We start from the raw sequence: 19,786 nt of genomic DNA, 5'->3' as shown, positions 1-19,786 counted from the left end.
AGAAGGCACGCGCCTCGCGTGTGCGAGGGCGGGCGAAGCGGGCTCTCGGCATGAGTGAGGACGCCGACGTCATCGTCGTGGGGGCCGGACTGGCCGGACTGGTCGCCACCTACGAACTCACCCGCGCGGGACGCCGGGTGCTCGTCGTCGACCAGGAGAGCGGGGCCAACCTCGGCGGCCAGGCGTTCTGGTCGCTGGGCGGGCTGTTCCTGGTGGACAGCCCCGAGCAGCGGCGGGCCGGCATCAAGGACTCGCCCGAACTGGCGCTGTCCGACTGGCTGGACTCGGCCGGCTTCGACCGGGACCGCGAGGACCACTGGCCGCGGCAGTGGGCGCAGGCGTACGTGGACTTCGCCGCGGGCGAGAAGCGCCGCTATCTGCACGACCTCGGGCTGCGGCTGACCCCGACCGTCGGCTGGGCCGAGCGCGGCGCCGGTCTGGCCACGGGGCACGGCAACTCCGTCCCCCGCTTCCACCTCACCTGGGGCACCGGCCCTGAGGTCGTCCGGGTCTTCGCCGAACCGGTGCGGGCCGCGGCCGAGCGCGGGCTGGTGGTCTTCCGGCACCGGCACCGGGTCGACGAGCTGATCGTGGAGGACGGGGCGGCGGTCGGGGTGCGCGGCACCACGCTGGCGCCGTCGGACCTCCCGCGAGGGGGGGCCTCTTCGAACGAGGCGGCCGGCGAGTTCGCGTTCCGGGCGCAGGCGGTGGTGGTGACCTCCGGCGGCATCGGCGGCAACCACGAACTGGTCCGCAAGAACTGGCCGGTGGACCGGCTCGGCCCGGCCCCCAAGTCGATGATCACCGGTGTCCCCGCCTATGTGGACGGGCGGATGCTGGAGATCACCGAGCGGGCCGGCGGCTCGCTGGTCAACCGCGACCGGATGTGGCACTACACCGAGGGCATCAAGAACTGGGACCCGATCTGGCCCGGCCACGCGATCCGGATCATCCCCGGTCCGTCGTCGCTCTGGCTGGACGCCACCGGCCGGCGGCTGCCCGCGCCGCTCTTCCCCGGCCACGACACCCTGGCCACCCTGCGCCACATCGTGCACACCGGCCACGACCACACCTGGTTCGTCCTGACCCGCTCCATCGTGGAGAAGGAGTTCGCGCTCTCCGGCTCCGAGCAGAACCCGGACATCACCGGGAAGGACCTCAAACTCGCGCTGTCACGGGTGAAGAAGGGCGCGCCCGGCCCGGTCCAGGCGTTCCTGGACCGCGGGGAGGACTTCGTCGTCCGGCGCACCCTGCGCGAACTGGTCGCCGGGATGAACGCCCTGGAGCCGTCGACTCCCCTTGATTACGCGGCGGTCGAGCGGGAAGTGGTGGCCCGGGACCGGGCGGTGGCCCACCCCTACTCCAAGGACCTCCAGCTGATGGCGGTGCACAACGCCCGCGCGTACTGGCCGGACCGGCTGGCCAGGGTCGCCAAGCCGCACCGGCTGCTGGACCCGGCGCACGGTCCGCTGATCGCGGTCCGGCTGCATCTGCTGACCCGTAAGACGCTGGGCGGGCTGGAGACCACCCTGGACTCGCAGGTGGTCCGGCCGGACGGCACCCCCTTCGACGGGCTGTACGCGGCCGGCGAGGTCGCCGGGTTCGGCGGCGGCGGGGTGCACGGCTACAACGCGCTGGAGGGCACCTTCCTCGGCGGCTGCATCTTCTCCGGCCGGGCGGCGGGCCGGGCGCTGGCCCGGAGCCTGGTGTGAGCGGGCCCGCGCCGGGCGCCGGGGGAGCGGACCGGGTGGGCGGTGGGCGCACCGCGCTGGTGACCGGGGCCTCCTCCGGCATCGGCGCCGCGGTGGCCGCGGTGCTGGTCGCCCGCGGCCACCGCGTCCTGGGGACCAGCCGCGATCCGGCGGCGGTCGCGGCGCCGCTGCCCGGCGTCGACTACCTCCCGCTCGACCTCGCCGACGAGGCGTCCATCGCGGCCTGCGCGCAGGCCGCGGGCCCGGTCGACGTGCTGGTCAACAACGCCGGCGAGAGCCAGAACGGCCCCTTCGAAGAGCTCCCCATGGCCGCCGTCCGCCGCCTGTTCCAGCTCAACGTCTTCGGCGCCGTCCACCTCACCCAGCTCCTGCTGCCCGGGATGCGCGAGCGCGGCCACGGCCGGGTGGTGATGATCGGCTCCATGCTGGCCAGCTTCCCGCTCGCCTACCGCTCCTCCTACGTCGCCTCGAAGGCCGCGCTCAAGGGCTTCACGGACGCCGCCCGGCGTGAACTCGCCCCCTACGGTGTGGCGTTGACCACCGTCGAGCCGGGGTCCATCGCCACCGGCATCAGCGCCCGGCGCACCCACTACCTCGCCGACGGCTCCCCGTTCGCGGACGGGTACCGCACGATGCTGGCCGCCCTCGACGCCAACGAGGCGCGCGGCACCGCCCCGGAGAAGGTCGCCGCCACCGTCCTCAAGGCGATCGAGGCGCCGCGCCCCCGGCCGCACTACGCGGTCGGCAGCAACGCCCCCGCGGTCTTCCTGCTGCGGCGGCTGCTGCCCGATGCGGCGGTGGAGCGGATGGTGGCCCGGAAGCACGGGCTGCGCTGAGTCCGATGCGCCGGCCCCTGGCGGACCGCGCCCGGGCAGGCGTGTCCGAAGACGGACAAGTCCTGGGAGAATGAGGGGAATCGGCCCCGCGTGAAGAGGCGGCCTGCGCGGTCTCGCGGGAGGAGGACCTCCCCCGCGGCGTCCCCTGTCCCAGCGAGACCGGCGCGACACACAGGCTAACGCGAGATTGCTCGCGTTAGCCTGTCCCGGACATTACGTGGCCGGAACGTGCACCGCAATCCGGACCACGACCCCCGCAACGGAGCCGCCGTGACGACCGCGCATCAGCCCCCGGGCAGCACCCGCCCCGGAGGGCGTACGGCCCGCACCCGCCAGGCCGTACTGGCCGCCGTCTCCGAGGAGTTGGCGGAGGGCGGCCTCGCCCGCCTCACCATGGAACGGGTGGCCCAGCGCTCCGGCGTCCACCTCGCGACGCTCTACCGCCGCTGGCGCAGCGTGGAGAAGCTGGTCTGCGAGCTGCTGAGCGAGCTGAGCCACGAGGTGCCGCTGCCGGACACCGGCAGCCTGGCGGGCGATCTGCGGGCGCACGCCGGTGCGATCGGGCGGTTCTACATGGAGGCCCGCAACCGCGGCCTGGTCGAGGCGGTGCTCGCCGCCGCGGCCCGCGACCCCCACGTGGCCACCGCGCTGCGGGACTTCTTCGACGAGCGGCTGACGCTGGCCGGAGCGATGGTGCGGCGCGCCGTCGAGCGCGGCGAACTGCCCGCGGACACCGACCCCAAGGCGGTGGTGGCGGCACTCGGCGCGCCCTTCGCCTACCGGATCCTGATCGTCCGCGGCCCGGTGGACCCCGCCCTCGCCGAGTCCACCGCCACCGCCGTCTGGGCCGCGGCCCGCGCGGGCGCGTACGCCACCGGGGACGGCGGCGCGGGCGGCGCCGGCGAAGCGCCATCGGACGGGGCAGCGCCGGCGACCTGAACGCCGGCGGGAAAGACGACGGCGCGCCGGGGCGGGCGGACCGAGCCGCCCGCCCGGGCGCGCCGTGCGCGCGCGGGGGGCCTACTTGCCGAGCAGGTCCGCCATCCACGCCTCGACCTCGTCGGATCGGCGCGGCAGCGCCACCGACAGGTTGCGGTTGCCGTCCTCCGTCACCAGGATGTCGTCCTCGATCCGGACGCCGATGCCGCGGTACTCCTCGGGCACCGTCACGTCGTCCGCCTGGAAGTACAGGCCGGGCTCGACGGTCAGCACCATGCCGGGCTCCAGCGTGCCGTCGACGTAGGACTCGGTGCGGGCCGCGGCGCAGTCGTGGACGTCCAGGCCGAGCATGTGGCCGGTGCCGTGCAGGGTCCAGCGGCGCTGCAGGCCCAGCTCCAGGACCCGCTCCGCCGGGCCCTCCACCAGGCCCCACTCCACCAGCTTCTCGGCGAGCACCTGCTGGGACGCGTCGTGGAAGTCGCGGAAGGAGGCACCCGGCTTCACCGCCGCGATACCGGCCTCCTGGGCCTCGTAGACCGCGTCGTAGATCTTGCGCTGGAGGTCGGTGTAGCGGCCGTTGATCGGCAGGGTGCGGGTGATGTCCGCGGTGTAGAGGGAGGTGGTCTCCACGCCCGCGTCCAGCAGCAGCAGGTCGCCGGAGCGGACCGCGCCGTCGTTGCGGACCCAGTGCAGGGTGGTGGCGTGCGGCCCGGCGGCGCAGATGGAGCCGTAGCCGACGTCGTTGCCCTCGACCCGGGCGCGCAGGAAGAACGTGCCCTCGATGTAGCGCTCGCTGGTCGCCTCGGCCTTGTCCAGGACCTTGACCACGTCGGCGAAGCCGCGCGCGGTGGAGTCGACGGCCTTCTGGAGCTCGCCGATCTCGAACGCGTCCTTCACCAGCCGGGCCTCGGAGAGGTACACCCGCAGCTCTTCGTCCCGCTCCGCGGTGACCTTGTCGTGCAGCGCCTGCTCGATCGGGGCGTCGTGGCCGCGGACGACCCGGACCGGGCCGGTGGCCTCCTTGAGCAGCTCGGGCAGCTCGCGGACGTCCTTGCAGGCGATGCCGAGCAGCGCGGCGGACTCGTCGAGGCTGTTGCGGCGGCCGACCCACAGCTCGCCCATCCCGTCCAGCCAGAACTCGCCGTTCTCGCGGTTGGAACGCGGCAGGCGGTAGAGCGTCTCCACATGGCCCTCGGCGCCGCCCGTGCGCGGCTCCAGGACGAGCACGCTGCCGTCGGTCTGGTCACCGGTGAGGTGGACGTACTCGGTCGCGGCCCGGAAGGCGTACTCGGTGTCGTTGGAGCGGGTCTTCAGCAGGCCCGCGGGGATCACCAGACGCTCACCGGGGAAGCGCGCGGAGAGCGCGGCGCGGCGGCGGGCGGCGTACGACGCCTGCGCGATCGGCTCCAGATCGCGCAGCTCGGTGTCGGCCCAGCCGCTCTTCATGTTCTCGGCGAGCTCGTCCGAAACGCTCGGGTACAGGCCGTTCTTGCGCTGCTTGATCGGCTGCTCTTCCTCGTCCGGGGTCTCCGGAGTGAGCTCGTCGGTCACCATGCCTCCTTTTAAGGCGTTTAAGACTGAACCGGATTCCATCGTATGTGTGAGGGGAAATCGGTCCAGAGGCCGGAAGCTGTGACCTGTGCGGCACCGCGGTCCCGGAGGGCCGGGCACCGCTGTGACCTGCGGCGCCTGCGCTCACTCCGCGAAGTACGCCGCAAGCAGAACCACGTCCTCCCGCGAGGAGGGGTCGTCGAGGCCCTGCGGCAGCAGGGCCTCGACGATGTGGTCGACCACGGCCTCCGGGTCGTGCCGGCTCGCCCGGGGGACGCCGGCGGCCGCGGAGTGCAGGTGGGCGAAGGCCCGGTCCATCGGCTCCCCGGTGCGGTGCAGCAGCCCGTCGCTGTAGAGCAGCACGGTCTCGCCGCGGGCCGGTTCGATCTCCACGCTGGGCGCCTCCCAGCAGGCCAGCATGCCCAGCGGCGCGGAGAGCGAGGTCTCCACGAACTCCGCCCGGTGATCACCGAGGACCAGCGGCGGGCAGTGACCGGCCCCGGCCAGCAGCATCTTGCGCGGCGCCGGGCCGTCGATCCCCGCCGGCAGCGCGGCCGCTCCGGGGGGCGGCTCGGTGAAGGCGAACAGCGCGGTGGCGCTGCGCGCCGGCTCGGTCAGCCGCATCAGCAGTTCGAGGTCGGAGAGGACCGCGACCGGATCCTCGCCCTCCATCACCGCATAGGCCCGCAGCGAGGCCCGCAGCCGTCCCATGGCGGCCACCGCGCTCGGCCCGGACCCGGTGACCGAGCCCACGGCCAGACCCAGCGCGCCGTCCGGCAGCGGCAGCGCGTCGTACCAGTCGCCGCCGCCGCGCGGCCCGGTGGCGTGCCGCACCGCGAGCCGGACGCCGGGGATCCGCGGCAGCCGGCTGGGCAGCAGCTCCGCGCGCAGCGTCCGGGCGGCCTGCCGGCTGCGGTGGAGTTCCAGGAGCCGGGCGAGGTGCTCGGCGGCGTGCGCGCGGTAGAGGCCGACGAGATGGCGCCGGCGGTCGCCGGGCTCGGCGGGTTCGTCGTAGAGCCAGACCGCGGCGCCGAGCCGGCCGACGGGGTCGGCGGTGAGCGGTACGGCGTAGCTGGCGGCGTAGCCGAGGCGGGCGGCGACCTCGCGCAGCCGGGGATCGAGGTCCTTCTCCCCGGGGATGTCCGGTTCGGCGATCTCGGTCCGGGCCGCGGTCCCGGCGTCGTCGCCCGCGCCGGGCTCGGGGAGCCCGTCCAGCATCCGCGCGAACGACAGGGCGCGGCGCGGCACGGTCTCGAGGTGGCCGATCTCGGCGTGGTCCAGGCCCAGACCGACGGTGGTCTGCGGGCCGAGCCCGTCCTGCGGCGTCAGGACGGCCAGTCCGCGGCGGGCGCCGACGAGGAAGGCGCCGGCCCGCAGGAGTTCGCGCAGCGCGTCCTCCAACGTGCGGGTGCGGGCGAGCCGTTCGGTGAGGTCGTGGAGGGTGCTGAGGTCCGAGATCCAACCGGCCAACCGGTCCTGGACGGCGGCGATCCGGTCCGCGGAGGAGGGGGCGGCGCAGGCGTCCGGTGCGGCGGGGTGGCAGTCGTCCTGAGGAGCGTCGGCGCCGGACGGGCCGTCAGCGGAGGTGCCGGAGGAAGGGCCGGCAGAGGCGGGCGGCACACAAGGATCGGCAGTGTGCGCGGGAGCGGGGAGAGCTGGTTCGATTCCAGCCACTTTTGGGACGTGCGGGGCGCTCATGGCCGGCGACCCACGTCGCGCCCGGAAAATCCCCAGGTCAGGCCGCGATGTGGCAGGGAGTGCGGCGTTTTGTTGAGTGGTGTTGTGCGGATCTGCTGTCCGCTCAATTTCCTCAATAGCATCGCAAACCCCCATGTCATGCTGCTCCGCTATCAATGCCTCCACATGTACACGCACCGGCAATGTGATGTCCAGCACTGTCCCTTTGGGGTTTGTGGTGTCAACGAGGTCTGTAGATTGGCCAGAAAACAGCCCCCCGAGCGTCAATTTGCGGTCTGCTGGCGGCGATCAGCAGCGCGTCATCTCCACCGTGGCGGGTACGTACTCGGATAGGTGCGGGGGGAGTTGGGGCCGCACCGGAACTCTCCGGCGGGCACCGGCGTCCTATACGGCGACCACCGCGACGCACTCCCCAGTGGCGGGACGGCACACCGGAAGCGCAAGCGCCCTTCGCGCGCCACCCTCCGCCACGTTCCACGCCCGGTGTACGGCGTGATGCGCTGCCTCGTACACGCGGTGACCAGAGCGCCATGTGTGGTGATCGAGCGCGAACGGCCTTCGGGCCGCACAATCAGGCCGGACGGCCGAACCGCATGACCGGGCCGAAGCACCGCGTTGTACCGACCCGGACCAGCACAACGGCAGTTGCGATACGGCATGCACCAACGGTGTTCAGCTCACCGGCATGCCGTGCGAAGGACCAACCCTCGGCGTAACGGAAAGGAACGAGCGCTCATGCGCGAGATCCTCGGAAGGCGACGCAAGCCCCTGTTCCGGCGCGGCGGGAGGTCGGCGCTGCTCGGTGCGGCGCTCCACTGCGCCACCGAGTGGCAGTGGCCCGTCCTCCCGGGCGTGGGACTGCGGCCCGCCGGCCGGCAGCCGGCCGGCGGTCGGCTCGGTCTCGGCGAGCGGGCCCCCCGCCGCTGCAATTGCCCCGACCCCGACTGCGTGGTGCCGGGCGCGCATCCCTTCGATCCCGGGCTGCTGGCGGCCACCACCGACGCGAGGATGGTGCGCTGGTGGTGGACCAACCGCCCGGACGCGCCGATCGTCCTGGCGACCGGCGGGCGGGCCCCGTGCGCGGTGAGCCTGCCGGCGGTCGCCGGGGCCCGCGCGCTGGCCGCGCTGGACCACTTCGGCGTCCGCACCGGCCCCGTGCTGGCCACCCCCACCCGCTGGTCGCTGCTCGTATCGCCGTACGGGCTACCGGAGTTGGGCGAGCTGCTGAACTCCCGGGACTGGGTGCCCAGCTCGCTGCGGTTCCACGGCGACGGCGGCTATGTCGTGCTGCCGCCGTCCCCGACCGGCGCCGGCAAGGTCCGCTGGGAGCGCCCGCCGGCCTCCCCCAAGCTCTCAACTTCGTTCAAGCAGGGGGGACCCCCGTCCCGGGCCGTGCCCTGGCTGCCGGATGTCGCGACGATCGTCGACGCGCTGGTCACGGCGAGCACCAGCACCCCCGACGGCGGCAGCCGGCTCGCGTACTGAGCCCGCCGCCCCGAGTACGACCACGGGTGGCCGGAAAACGCGCCTCTCCGGTTCCCCCGCGAGGGCGCGAGCGGTCCCGATGACCACGCGATGGCGGGCACCGGCACTCCGTGCCACCCCGATGGGGCGACGGTCGACGGGCCGACGGTCGACGGGCCCTCAGGCAGGTTCGGCCCCTCCCCCTCTTGCGGGACGCCGCGGAGCCCCCGGGCGCACCCGCGGCCCGCGCACCGGCCTGGTGCCGCCCTTCCCCCTGCGGCTCCGAACGCGCGGCCCGACGAGGAATCACCACCCCACCCCCCACCCCCCGCCCGCACCGCGGACGGCCGCGTCTCGGCGCCCGCCCCGTTCCGGAATTCCACAGGTGAGCCGCTGCGGGCGGTATTGACGCCGCCGCGAGTGGACGGCCGGCGTGTCCGGGGCGGACCGCACGGCCCCGGCGGACGGGCGCCGGGCGCGCAGGGGACCCCGATGGCCCTATGGCCCGACGGCTGACGCCCGACGGCCGGACGTCGGGCAGTGCGCGGGACGCGGCCGCCACAGGGGCAAGGGGAGTTCTCCGGCACGGGGAGGGGGTGGCCCTGCGCCCGCACAGGGGCCAACTGGGCGCCGTGCGGCGGGAGTTCGGAGGGTGCTGCGGGCCGCCTGCGAAAGGGCGGCGGTCCGGGGCCGGGCGAAGCGCGGCCGGACATGGAAGCGCCCGGTCGCTGGCGACGGGGGATGCACCAGCGACCGGGCTTTTAGAACCGTAACAAGAGATCGGCGGTTCGCAAATTCGATCGTGGAATTCCGGACGCGGATTTACCGGTGGGGCCGGGGAGTCAGCGGTCCGCTGTGACGGGCGTCACGCCCACGATGTCCGCCGCCCGGGCGGTCAGCTCAGGGTCACCTGGCGGTTGGTGAGCCCACCGCGGGCCCGGCGCTCCTCGGCGGTCAGCGGGGTGTCCGTGGCGAGCGCCTTGGCCAGCCGCTCCTGGAAGGCGGCGGCCGGGCCGGCGACCTCCTCGGCGCCCATCGAGGACGGCAGGTCCCACACCGGGACGACCAGGCCGTGCGCCCGGAACGAGCCGACCAGCCGGGTGCCCTCGCCCAGCGCGGAGGTGCCGGCGGCGTGCAGCCGGGCGAGCGCGTCGAGCAGCTGCTCCTCGGGGTGCCGGGTGACCCAGCGCAGGTGGTTCTTCTCCGGGGCCTGGCACCAGTACGCCCCCTCCAGGCCCGGGATCCGGGCGGTCGGGATGGCCGCGGCGTTGGCCCGCTCCAGGGAGGCGGCGACCTCGGCGCCGGCGTTCTCGGCGTCCTCCACCCAGAACTCGAAGCCGGTGTGGACGGTCGGCTCAAAAGGAGCGTCCGGGTCCAGCAGGTCCTGAAGCCGCGGCCCGTCGGCGGGGGCCCGCCCGGCGGCGACCGGGTGGCCGGGCTCGGTGGTCAGCGCCCGCTTCAGGGTGTCGGCGAGGTCCCGGCTGATGTCGCCGGACGCGGTGTCGTTCTGGAGGCCGAGCAGCACCGCGCCGTCGTCCCGGCGCAGCGCCGGCCAGGCCATCGGCAGCACGGTGGCCAGCGTCACCGAGGGCACGCCCTCGGGCAGCCCGCCCTTGAGCGTCAACGGGGCGGTGGCGGCGGGCACCAGCTCGCGCAGCGCCACCCAGTCGCACTCGCCGGGCAGCCCCTCGAACGGGCGCCGCACCAGCTCGGTGGCGGCGTGCGCGGCCTGCCGGCCGTGGCAGGCCTTGTAACGGCGGCCGGAACCGCACGGACAGGGCTCGCGGGCGCCGACCACCGGCACCTCGCCGTCCTTGATCTGTGCTGCTGCGGCCCGGGGCTGGGGACGGCGCTTCTTGGCCATGGCGACGGTGCTCCTGGTGATTTTTGGTCGTACGGACGCGTTCCGGCGCGAGCCTAGTGCCGCGGTGCCGGCAACATCGCCGAGGACGCCGAGGCCGCGTCGGCGCGAGGGCGGGCGGCCGCTGCCGGGGCGGCCCTTCGGCGCCCCGCTACGGGAACTCGTCGAACTCCGCGAAGGCCAGGCTCGCGCTCCGGCCGGGGCCGCGGACGCCGCGGGCCGTGCGGACCTTCCCCTCGCGCGAGCCCTTCCGCAGCGAGAGCGGCAGCCCGGCGGTCAGGTCGGCGGCCAGATCCACGCGGGTGGCGAACGCGCCCTGGAGGGAGAGGGCGGCCCAGACCGTCACCTCGCCGGGGACGGTGTCGCGGACGCCCCAGTCCTTGGCGAGCGAGCGGATGATCGCCAGCCCCCGGCCGCCGCGGGCGGTGACCGACGGTGTGGCCGGAACCGGACGGGTCGGACCGCCGCCGTCGGTGACCGCGACGATCAACCGCCCCTGCCCGTCGATGCGCCAGGCGGCGCGGACCGACGCGACGGGACCGGACGGCGGACCTGACGCGGCGTCGGAGCCGGAGTCCGCCGCGCGGTCGCCGCCCACCGGACGCGCATGGCGACAGGCATTGCTCAACAGTTCCGAAAGCACCAGGACCGCGTCATCGACGACTGTGTCCTGAACTCCACTTGCCAACAGCTCTTTTCGCATGCGCCGCCTGGCCATGCCGACACCCGCTGCACCATGGGGTACGGCCATGATCGACGACGTCGGCACCTCTTGTGCCACCACCAACGCCACCCCCGAGACCTCCTTTGCCCCACGCCACGGGATGGATGCCCCAATGGACTGGACCGGAAACCGGCCAATCGGCACGCAGTGACGCACTCGACACCGTCGAATACGGGACGAGTGCGCCGGGGCACACCCTGTGAGGAGCCTTACCCGAGGCCGAGTTGCATACGAACCTGTTTGGGGCGGTTCGTAATGATCGCGTCCACCGCCAACTCGCGGCACAGATCCACGTCCGCCGCGTCGTTGACCGTCCAGACATGGACCTGGTGGCCCGCCTGGTGCGCCTTGGCGACGTACTCCGGGTGTGCGCGGAGGATCCGTACGCCGGGGCCGGCGATGCGGACGCCGGGGGGCAGCCGGCCGTCACGGTGGCGGGGGGTGAGGAACTGCATCAGATAGACGCCGGGGATGTCCGGCGCGGCCGCCCGCACGCGGTGCAGGGAGCGCGCCGAGAAGCTCATGACGCGGACCGGCGGCGTCCCGCCGCGGGTGGCCGGTTTCGTATGGCCGAAGCGGGCCAGCAGCTCGACCAGCCGCTCTTCCACCTGTCCGGCCCAGCGGGTCGGATGCTTCGTCTCGATGGCCAGCTCGACCCGCCGGTCCGCGTCCGCGACCAGCTCCAGCAGCCGCTCCAGGGTCAGCACGGAGGTCCGGTCGGCGTCCTCCTGCTGCCAGTCCGGCTCCTCGCCCGCGTCCACCGGCCGCCCGGAGGCGCGGCCCAGGCGCTCCAGGAGGCCCTTGCGCTCCATCTCCTTCCAGGAGCCGAAGTCCAGTGCGGCGAGATCGGCCAGTTCCAGCGCCGAGACCGCCCCGCGCCCGTTGGAGGTGCGGTTCACCCGGCGGTCGTGGACGCAGACCAACTGGCCGTCCGCGGTCAGCCGGACATCGCACTCCAGCGCGTCCGCACCGTCCTCGATCGCCTTGCGGTAGGCGGCCAGGGTGTGCTCGGGAGCGTCCTCGGACGCGCCGCGGTGGGCCACGACGGCGATGGCGGGACGCCCCGGACGGGCGTCCTCGGCGGGGCGGGGGTAGGTCACCGCGTTATCGTGCCATCCGCCGTCCCCGCCCCGCGCCCGCGGGAGTTCACCGGCCGCCGGCTCTGCCCGCCCTCGCATGCGGCTGATCTGTCGCCCTCTGCCCCGGAACGCGGCGAATAAGTCACAGGTTCGGCTTACGGTGCTCTGACGAGCCATGGGGAAAGCTGAGGAAGGCTGGGCGACGGCGGCCGGGACGGTGGGATCCGGCGGTCCCCGGCGGACCCTGGCCCGCCGCCGGGACGGCCGGGACTCGCCCGGAGCGGCGAGATCGCGGATGCTGGAATACCAAAGCGGTCCCCTGGGGCGGCACCGCTGTGACGCACGCTGACTGAGGAGAGAGCTGTGAGCACCGAGAACGAGGGAGCAGGCGTCCCGCCGGAGGCCAAGCCGCCGACCGGGCCGCAGTCGGACAGCGCCCCCGCGCCCGCCTCCGGCGACCGGACTCACGACGCCCCGCCCGCCCCGGCCACGCCCCCGCCGCCGGACTACGCCCCGCGGCCCGCCGGATCCGGCGACGCCGGCCCGGCCGACGGGGACCACACACAGCCGCTCCCCCCGACGCCCACCGCGTCCGCCCACCAGGAACAGCCGCCCGCCCCGGGCACGGCCCCCTCGACCCCGTACGCCGCGGCCGGCCACGGCCCCGCCGGCGGCTGGGGCGCACCCCCGCCCGGCGGCAACCCCTGGGCCGCGCCCGGCCACCACCCGGCCCCCCGGCGGCGCAACGGCGGCCTGATCGCCGCGGTGCTCGCCGCCGCGCTGGTCGCCGGCGGCGTCGGCGGCGGCATCGGCTACTGGGCCGCGGGCCGCACCGACACCGCCTCCACCACGGTCTCCGCCTCCGGCGACCCCGAGGCGCTGAACCGCAAGCCCACCTCCGTCGCGGGGATAGCGCAGCGCGCGCTGCCCAGCGTCGTCACGATCGAGGCGCAGGGCGCCGGCGGCGAAGGCGGCACCGGTACCGGCTTCGTCTACGACAAGCAGGGCCACATCCTCACCAACAACCACGTCGTCGCCAGCGCGGCCGACGGCGGCCGGCTCACCGCGACGTTCTCCAACGGCAAGAAGTACGACGCCGAGGTCATCGGCCACGCCCAGGGCTACGACGTCGCCGTGATCAAGCTCAAGAACGCCGCGGGCGCCACGCTCAACCCGCTCCCGCTCGGCAAGTCCGCCAACGTCCAGGTCGGCGACGCCACGATCGCCATCGGCGCGCCCTTCGGCCTGTCCGGCACGGTCACCACCGGCATCATCAGCGCCAAGGACCGCCCGGTGGCCTCCAGCGACGGCGGCGGCAGCAGCGCCTCGTACATGAGCGCCCTCCAGACCGACGCGTCGATAAACCCCGGCAACTCCGGCGGCCCGCTGCTGGACGCCGGCGGCAACGTCATCGGCATCAACTCCGCGATCCAGTCGGCCGGCAACGGCGGCGGGTTCGGCGGCGAGTCCGGCCAGTCCGGCAGCATCGGCCTGGGCTTCGCGATCCCCATCGACCAGGCGAAGCGGGTGGCGGAGGACCTGATCAAGACGGGCCAGCCGGTCTATCCGCAGATAGGGGTCCAGGTCGGCATGCGGGAGTCCGGCGACGGCGCGACCATCGCCCAGACCGGCAACAACGGCAGCGACCCGGTCACCCCGGGCGGCCCGGCCGACAAGGCGGGCCTGAAGCCCGGCGACACCATCACCAAGCTCGACAGCACCATCGTCGACAGCGGCCCGACCCTCATCAGCGAGATCTGGCAGCACAAGCCCGGCGACCGCGTCACCCTCACCTTCAAGCGCGGCGGCAAGGAGCACACCACCCAGGTCACCCTGGGACAGCGCACGGGCGACAAGTGACGCGCTAGTCTGATCCCCGCGGCACCGCACTCCGGCGCCGCGGGGAGGCTTGCCCGAGCGGCCTAAGGGAACAGTCTTGAAAACTGTCGTGGCGGCAACGCCACCGTGGGTTCAAATCCCACAGCCTCCGCAGGTGAAGCGATAAAAGCGGTCCCTGACCAGGGAGTTACTGGTCAGGGACCGCTTTTGTGCGCCGGGGCCGGGGCCGTTATTCGCCGAGGGCCTGTTGCTCCTCGGTCTGTTCTTCCTGTTCGTGGAGGTGCTTCAGGGCCGAGCGGGCGGCGGGGGCGTCGTCGCAGGTGGACCAGAAGTCGTGGGTGACGACGCGGGCGGCGAGGTCGAGGATGCGGTCTCGCAACTCGGTGACCTGGGCCTGCTGTTCGTCGGACCAGCCGGGGGAGTCGGCGCGCTCGGCCTCGTGGAAGTGGCCGTTCTCCTTGGTGTGCTTCCAGCCGGAGAGCGGTTCGATCGACCACGGGAGGCGCTTGTAGAGGTCCGCGAGGGCGGACTGGACCTGGTGCAGCTCCAGCTGCGCTTCCCGCAGGTCCTGGGGGAAGTCATAGGTCTTCTGCTTGTCGGCCACGGCACAAGGATACCGCTCACTCGTTCGATTCTGGCGGAGTGGTGGGGTGGGTTGGTGGGTTTTCGCCCGGTTGGCATGGGGGGTGGGGGTGGGGGTGTGGGGGCGGGGCACCGGCAGGGGGAGAAATCGGTGGCGGGCGGCGGTGAGGACGTCGAGGGTGGGGGCATGGAGCGTTCATTTGAGGAATGGGTGGCAGAGGCCGAGGCGGTGTCGGTGGCGGGCTGGGACTTCTCCTGGCTGGACGGGCGGGCCACCGAGCAGCGGCCCTCGTGGGGGTATCAGCGGCTGATGGGGGAGCGGCTGGCGCGGGCGTCGGCGGCGTTGGACATCCAGACCGGCGGTGGTGAGGTGCTGGCCGGTGCGGGGGCGTTTCCGCCGGTCATGGCGGCCACGGAGTCCTGGCCGCCGAACGTCGCCAAGGCGACCGCGCTGCTGCATCCGCTGGGCGCGGTGGTGGTGGCGGACGGGGACGAGCCGCCGCTGCCGTTCGGGGACGCGGCGTTCGACCTGGTGACCAGCCGGCATCCGGTGACGGTGTGGTGGGAGGAGGTCGCCCGGGTGCTGCGGCCGGGGGGTGTCTATCTCTCCCAACAGGTCGGCCCGGCCAGCGTGTTCGAGCTGGTGGAGTACTTCCTCGGGCCGCAGCCGGAGGAGGTGCGCAGGGCCCGGCGCCCCGAGGACGCGCGGCGGAGGGCGGAGGCGGCGGGGCTGGAGGTCGTCGATCTGCGCTGTGAGTCGTTGCGGACGGAGTTCTTCGACATCGGGGCCGTCATCTACTTCCTGCGCAAGGTGGTGTGGATGGTGCCGGGGTTCACCGTGGAGCAATACCGGGAGCGGCTGCGGGAGTTGGACCTGCTGATCCGGCGCGAGGGCGCTTTCGTGGCGCATACGACGCGGTTTCTGATCGAGGCGCGGAAGCCGGAGGAGCGGGAGCCGGCCGCATAGGGGAGGGGCGGGGCCGGTGCTCCCGCGCCCCGGGGCGGTCAGCGTCGGGTCGCCGAGGCGAGGGTGGCGCGGGCCTCGGCCTCCGGCAGGCCGGTGTGGCGGGCCGCGGCCACCAGGCGTTCGGCGAGTTCGGGCCCCAGACCGGCCTCGTGGGCGCGGCAAGCGGCCCAGAAGAGGCGGGTGTTGCGCTGCCCCCGGGGCGACGCGCGGACGAAGCCGAGGAGGGCGGCGGCGGACGGCTGACGGCGGGCGGACGGGGCCGCGGCCGGGTGCGGCGGGGCGCCGAGCGGGGGGAGCAGCAGCGCCAGGAGGGCGGGCGGGGCCGGGGCGGGGCGGCGCGGGGTGTCCGGGGCGAGGACGTACCGGCCGTGGGTGGTGAGCGAGCCGGGGCCGACCAGATAGCCGCCGGCGCCGCGGACGTCGATGCCCGGGGCGAGCCGGCCGGCGGAGTTGGGGACCGAAGGCGCGGGCGGGCCGGTGAACCAGAGGTGGCGGCCGCCCGAGGGGGTCAGGACGGTGGCCGTCGGCGGGAGCGGGATGCCGTGGGCCTCGGCGATCAGGCGGAGGGCGGTGGGGCCGTCGGCGCCGTGCCTGGTGTCGAGGTCGAGGCCGATGAGGTGGTGCGGGGCCCGGCCGCAGGCGATGCCGTAGCCGGTGGCCCAGGGGGCGGCGGCGAACATCCGGCGGACCGCGAACGGGTCGGTGGCGGCGTCGTGGACGCCGTGCCCGAGCCGGCCGCAGGCGCCGCGGCAGGGCCGGGCGGCGGGGGCGGCGGGCGTCTCGTGATCGTGGTGCGGGGAGCGCAGGGCGGGGAGTTTGGTGCGGGTCAGGGGGATGACGGGGTAGCCGCGTTCGGCGGCGAGGAGGGCGTGCGCGAGGGCGGCGTGGTGGGCGTCGGCGGGGAGCGGTGAGGGGGCCGGGTCGGCTGCGGAGAGGGCGGCCGGGGGTGCCTCGGGTGCGGGGGGCGTCGGGCGCAGGGCGGGGCGGAGGTCGGCGGGGACCTCGGGCGGGGCCGGGTGTGCGGTGGGCGGAACGGTATGGCGGTGGGGCGTGGCCATGGCTTCATTTTCGTACGAATGTTCGACGAAGGGAAGGGGGTCGGGGTGGTGTGCGGTGAAGATCACGCGCGCGCCGGGGCGGTCGGAGCGCCGGGCGGTCTCCCCGCCCCTTGGGGCGAGCCGGTCGTGGTGGATCACCGTGGAGTGCGGGGGCGACCCGGGGGCGCGAACGGGGGCATCGGGGTTTACCCGGGGCCTCTCATGCTTGCGGGGGAATCGTTCTTTGCCTGCGGATTCGGCGGGGTCCGGGTGGGCAATCCTGAGGTCGCGACGTCGGTGCAGGTGCCGCGATGGTCGGCCAACTACGCGGTGAGCAGGGGGTGTTGGGGCTGTGCGGGCCGGTGGGGGCGGTCGTCCGGAGTGGGTCCGGGGGAGGGGGCTCGGCCCAGGGGGGCGGGTTCGGGCGGCTGGATCCGCATACCGGATCGATATGTCGGACCCGGGCTTCGGATCCCTGTGGTGGACCCGGATCCCGGACCACCCCTGTAGCGGACCCGGATTCCGGATCCGCGCGCCGCATCCCGTCCGAGCAGAAGCCATGAGTCGTAAGCCATAAGTCAGAAGTCAGAAGTCGGAAGTCGCGTTCCGTAGGAGGAAGAGAACATGGCAAGCACCCGTACCGCCCGCCTCGTCGCCGGCGCGCTGGCGTTGCCCTTCGCGGCGGCGCTCTGCACCGGCGTGGCGCAGGCCGACAACGGCGGCTTTGCGAGCAACGGGTCGAGTTCCGCCGCCACCAGCCAGCGGGGCACCGGTGTCGGCGGCGGCAACCACGGCAACTCCACCACGGGCCAGCAGGTGGCCAACGGCCCCGGCGCGTCGAACCAGAACAACACCGCCAGCGTCAACGGTTCCGGCTTCACGGTGATCGACCAGGACAACGCCAACGTCGACTTCCACCAGATCTGGTGAGCCGGCCGGCCGCGCGCACGCGCGGCGGCTGACCGGCGGGTGATACGAGGTGGCGCGCGGCGGACATGTGGATCGCTCTGGGGTTCACCGCGCGGACCTTGACAGCGAGCGGGTTTCTGACGGACAGTCAGAAACCCGCTCGCTCGTTCGTACGGCCGTCACCAGAAGGAAGGCCCGCCGACGTGCACCTCGCCCCCACCGCGCGCCAGCAGCGGCTGCGCGCCGAACTCCGCGCCTATTTCCGCGACCTGCTGTCCGACGGACCGGTCGACGATCCGGCGGCGCAGCGCGCGGTGCTCCGCCGGATCGGCGCCGACGGGCTGCTGGGGCTGGGTTGGCCGACCGCGTACGGCGGCCAGGGGCGCGGGCCGGACGAGCAGTTCGTCTTCTTCGACGAGGCGTACCGCGCGGGCGCCCCGGTCTCGATGGTCACCCTGAACACCGTCGGACCGACGCTGATGGCCTACGGGACGCAGCGCCAGAAGGACTTCTTCCTGCCCCGCATCCTCACGGGCGAGTTGGTCTTCGCGATCGGCTACACGGAACCGGAGGCGGGCACCGACCTGGCGTCGCTCCGGACACGGGCGGTGAAGGCGGGCCCCAGCAGCACCGACAGCCCCGACGGACCTGATGGCCGCGACAGCCCCAGCAGCCTCAACACCGTCAACACCCCCAGTAGCTCCGACGGTTCCGACGGCCCCGACTGGTTGATCCACGGCGGCAAGAGCTTCACCAGCAACGCCCACCAGGCCGACTGGATCTGGCTCGCCTGCCGTACCGACCCGGACGCGCCCAAGCACCGGGGCATCTCGATCCTCCTGGTGCCGACCGACGCCCCCGGCTTCTCCTGGACGCCCATCGAGACGGTCGGCGGGCTGATGACCACCGCGACGTACTACGACGGGGTGCGCGTCCCGTACGGGAACCTCGTGGGGGAGGAGAACGGCGGCTGGGGGCTGATCACCCACCAACTCAACCATGAACGTGTCGCGTTGGCCGCCATCGGCATGCAGGCCGAGGACGCCTACGAGGCCGCGCTGACCTATGCCCGTACGCCGGACCCGGACACCGGGGAGCGGCCCGCCGACCGGTCCTGGGTGCGTTCCCGGCTCGCCGAGGCGCACGCCCGGCTGGCCGCCACCCGGCTGCTCAACTGGCGGCTGGTCGGCGACGTGGGCAACGGGACGCTGAGCCCCGGGGACGCCAGCGGGGTCAAGTTCGCCGGGACGGAGAGCGCGGTCGAGGTCTACCGGATATGCCAGGAGGTGGTCGGGGACGCGGCGCTGGTCCGGGCCGGATCGCCGGGCGCCCACGGGGGCGGCGAGTTGGAGCGGATGAACCGGGCCGCGCAGATCAACACCTTCGGGGGCGGGGTCAGCGAGGTGCAGAGGGAGATCGTGGCCACGATGCGGCTGGGGATGCGGAAGGGACGGCGGCGATGAGCGGGGAGGAGGGGGCCGCGGGGGCGGCCGTGGAGGGGGGCGCGGAGAGGGTTGCGGGGCGGGACGGGGTGCGCGGGGGCGGCCGTCCGCGCGGGGACGCCGCCGCGTACGAGCGGGCGCTGAAGGCGTTCGAGGGGCGTCCCGCGTCGACCGGGGGTGTGGGGAAGGACCCGGTCAACGAGGCGATGATCCGGCACTGGTGCGAGGCGATGGGGGATGCCCACCCCGCCTACCGGGGGCCGGCCGCGGTCGCCCCGCCGACCATGCTCCAGGCGTGGACGATGGGCGGGCTCTCCGGCCATCAGGGCCGCGACGGCGGCTATGCCGAGCTGTCCGCCCTGCTCGACGAGGCCGGTTACACCTCCGTCGTCGCCACCGACTGCGAGCAGGAGTACCTGCGGCCGCTGCGCCCCGGGGACGTGATCACCTTCGACGCGGTGATCGAGTCGGTGTCGCCGCGCAAGACCACCAGACTGGGCACCGGCCACTTCGTCACGACCCGGATGGACGTCCGGGCGAACGGGGAGCCGGCCGGGACGCACCGCTTCCGGGTCCTCAAGTACGCGCCGGCGGCTCGGCGTGCCCCCAACGGCCGGGAGGGCGGCGGGCCGTCCCCGGGGAAGCGCCCCCGGCCGGTCGTCAACCGGGACAACGCCGGTTTCTGGGACGGCGTGGCCGCCCGCAAGCTGCTCATCCAGCGCTGCGGCGGCTGCGGCACGCTGCGTTTCCCCTGGCTGCCCGGGTGCAACCACTGCGGTGCGGCGCAGTGGGACACCGTCGAGGCCGGCGGCGCGGGGACGGTCTATTCGTATGTGGTGATGCACCACCCGCCGTTCCCGGCCTTCGCCGCGCCCGGGGAGGGCGGCGGCGCGGCGGGGCCGTACGCGGTCGGGCTGATCGAGCTGGCGGAGGGGGTGCGGATGGTCAGCAACGTGGTCGGGGTGCCGTACGACCGGGTGCGGATCGGGATGCCGGTGCGGCTGGAATTCCTGCGGGTGGACGAGGAGTTGGTGCTCCCGGTCTTCCGGGCCGGGGGCGGGGACGGCGCCGGGGCGGTGCCGGACGCGGGGGCGGCCGGGCCCGCGCCCGAAACCGCCCGCGGCCCGGAAGGCGGCGAGGGCTGAG

The 19,786-nt window shown here is 74.0% G+C and carries 17 protein-coding genes and 1 tRNA gene; 11 read left to right on the top strand and 7 right to left on the bottom strand.

The window, feature by feature from the left end; genetic code table 11:
• The first annotated feature begins 50 nt into the window (after positions 1-50).
• The 3 genes from ACIQE0_RS09085 to ACIQE0_RS09075 all read left to right on the top strand — a co-directional run bounded on the left by ACIQE0_RS09085 (position 51) and on the right by ACIQE0_RS09075 (position 3,487).
• Positions 51-1,712, top strand: a complete 1,662-nt coding sequence (locus ACIQE0_RS09085; RefSeq protein ID WP_402330119.1) for an FAD-binding dehydrogenase — start codon at positions 51-53, stop codon at positions 1,710-1,712.
• Complete coding sequence (locus ACIQE0_RS09080; protein ID WP_402330117.1) at positions 1,709-2,548, top strand: SDR family oxidoreductase; 840 nt, start codon at positions 1,709-1,711, stop codon at positions 2,546-2,548. Before ACIQE0_RS09085 ends, ACIQE0_RS09080 begins: the two co-directional genes overlap by 4 nt.
• 270 nt (positions 2,549-2,818) lie before the next feature.
• Positions 2,819-3,487: a TetR/AcrR family transcriptional regulator gene (locus ACIQE0_RS09075; protein WP_402330115.1), complete on the top strand. Its 669-nt coding sequence runs from the start codon at positions 2,819-2,821 to the stop codon at positions 3,485-3,487.
• 81 nt (positions 3,488-3,568) lie between these two features.
• Here the strand turns inward: ACIQE0_RS09075 and ACIQE0_RS09070 are convergent, their stop codons facing one another.
• Together ACIQE0_RS09070 and ACIQE0_RS09065 are read right to left on the bottom strand one after the other, a co-directional pair.
• Complete coding sequence (locus tag ACIQE0_RS09070) at positions 3,569-5,038, bottom strand: aminopeptidase P family protein (RefSeq protein ID WP_402330324.1); 1,470 nt, start codon at positions 5,036-5,038, stop codon at positions 3,569-3,571.
• A gap of 144 nt (positions 5,039-5,182) precedes the next feature.
• On the bottom strand, positions 5,183-6,736 hold the full coding sequence (locus ACIQE0_RS09065) for a PP2C family protein-serine/threonine phosphatase (protein ID WP_402330113.1): 1,554 nt from the start codon (positions 6,734-6,736) through the stop codon (positions 5,183-5,185).
• Between the two features lie 735 nt (positions 6,737-7,471).
• Here ACIQE0_RS09065 and ACIQE0_RS09060 point away from each other — a divergent pair.
• On the top strand, positions 7,472-8,221 hold the full coding sequence (locus ACIQE0_RS09060) for a bifunctional DNA primase/polymerase (protein ID WP_366331283.1): 750 nt from the start codon (positions 7,472-7,474) through the stop codon (positions 8,219-8,221).
• Positions 8,222-9,095: 874 nt separating this feature from the next.
• On the opposite strand, the gene ACIQE0_RS09055 is transcribed toward ACIQE0_RS09060, so the two are convergent.
• Both ACIQE0_RS09055 and ACIQE0_RS09050 read right to left on the bottom strand, forming a co-directional pair.
• Positions 9,096-10,064 (bottom strand): DUF5926 family protein, encoded by a 969-nt coding sequence (locus ACIQE0_RS09055; RefSeq protein WP_366331284.1) that lies wholly within the window; start codon positions 10,062-10,064, stop codon positions 9,096-9,098.
• Between the two features lie 148 nt (positions 10,065-10,212).
• Positions 10,213-10,854 (bottom strand): ATP-binding protein, encoded by a 642-nt coding sequence (locus ACIQE0_RS09050; RefSeq protein ID WP_366331285.1) that lies wholly within the window; start codon positions 10,852-10,854, stop codon positions 10,213-10,215.
• On the opposite strand from ACIQE0_RS09050, the gene ACIQE0_RS09045 reads away from it, so the two are divergent.
• The gene (locus ACIQE0_RS09045; protein ID WP_282503903.1) at positions 10,811-10,936 is read left to right on the top strand and encodes a hypothetical protein; all 126 of its coding nucleotides are present in this window, start codon (positions 10,811-10,813) and stop codon (positions 10,934-10,936) included. The two genes, ACIQE0_RS09050 and ACIQE0_RS09045, sit on opposite strands and share 44 nt — an antisense overlap.
• A gap of 58 nt (positions 10,937-10,994) precedes the next feature.
• On the opposite strand, the gene ACIQE0_RS09040 is transcribed toward ACIQE0_RS09045, so the two are convergent.
• Positions 10,995-11,885 (bottom strand): glycerophosphodiester phosphodiesterase family protein, encoded by an 891-nt coding sequence (locus ACIQE0_RS09040; protein WP_366331286.1) that lies wholly within the window; start codon positions 11,883-11,885, stop codon positions 10,995-10,997.
• A 342-nt stretch (positions 11,886-12,227) separates the two neighbouring features.
• On the opposite strand from ACIQE0_RS09040, the gene ACIQE0_RS09035 reads away from it, so the two are divergent.
• Together ACIQE0_RS09035 and ACIQE0_RS09030 are read left to right on the top strand one after the other, a co-directional pair.
• Positions 12,228-13,724 (top strand): trypsin-like peptidase domain-containing protein, encoded by a 1,497-nt coding sequence (locus ACIQE0_RS09035; RefSeq protein ID WP_402330111.1) that lies wholly within the window; start codon positions 12,228-12,230, stop codon positions 13,722-13,724.
• A gap of 43 nt (positions 13,725-13,767) precedes the next feature.
• Positions 13,768-13,854: transfer RNA gene (locus ACIQE0_RS09030), tRNA-Ser, on the top strand.
• 78 nt (positions 13,855-13,932) lie between these two features.
• Here the strand turns inward: ACIQE0_RS09030 and ACIQE0_RS09025 are convergent.
• A complete protein-coding gene (locus ACIQE0_RS09025; RefSeq protein ID WP_402330109.1) occupies positions 13,933-14,307 on the bottom strand; it encodes a hypothetical protein in 375 nt (124 codons plus the stop codon).
• Positions 14,308-14,472: 165 nt separating this feature from the next.
• Between ACIQE0_RS09025 and ACIQE0_RS09020 the strand changes: the two genes are divergently transcribed.
• Positions 14,473-15,252 (top strand): class I SAM-dependent methyltransferase, encoded by a 780-nt coding sequence (locus ACIQE0_RS09020; protein ID WP_402330108.1) that lies wholly within the window; start codon positions 14,473-14,475, stop codon positions 15,250-15,252.
• Positions 15,253-15,290: 38 nt separating this feature from the next.
• Here ACIQE0_RS09020 and ACIQE0_RS09015 read toward each other — a convergent pair whose 3' ends face one another.
• The gene (locus ACIQE0_RS09015; protein ID WP_402330106.1) at positions 15,291-16,310 is read right to left on the bottom strand and encodes a bifunctional DNA primase/polymerase; all 1,020 of its coding nucleotides are present in this window, start codon (positions 16,308-16,310) and stop codon (positions 15,291-15,293) included.
• Between the two features lie 603 nt (positions 16,311-16,913).
• On the opposite strand from ACIQE0_RS09015, the gene ACIQE0_RS09010 reads away from it, so the two are divergent.
• The 3 genes from ACIQE0_RS09010 (at position 16,914) to ACIQE0_RS09000 (ending at position 19,785) form a co-directional block, all read left to right on the top strand.
• Positions 16,914-17,219, top strand: a complete 306-nt coding sequence (locus ACIQE0_RS09010; protein WP_366331291.1) for a hypothetical protein — start codon at positions 16,914-16,916, stop codon at positions 17,217-17,219.
• A 182-nt stretch (positions 17,220-17,401) separates the two neighbouring features.
• Entirely contained in the window at positions 17,402-18,661 is a 1,260-nt protein-coding gene (locus tag ACIQE0_RS09005) for an acyl-CoA dehydrogenase family protein (protein WP_402330104.1), read from the top strand.
• Positions 18,658-19,785: a bifunctional MaoC family dehydratase N-terminal/OB-fold nucleic acid binding domain-containing protein gene (locus ACIQE0_RS09000; protein ID WP_402330103.1), complete on the top strand. Its 1,128-nt coding sequence runs from the start codon at positions 18,658-18,660 to the stop codon at positions 19,783-19,785. Before ACIQE0_RS09005 ends, ACIQE0_RS09000 begins: the two co-directional genes overlap by 4 nt.
• The last annotated feature ends 1 nt before the right edge of the window (position 19,786 follow it).

Origin of the sequence: Streptomyces sp. NPDC093097 (genome assembly GCF_044754325.1) — a bacterium.
Lineage (GTDB): Bacteria > Actinomycetota > Actinomycetes > Streptomycetales > Streptomycetaceae > Streptomyces.
This window is presented reverse-complemented; position numbering and strand designations above follow the sequence as displayed.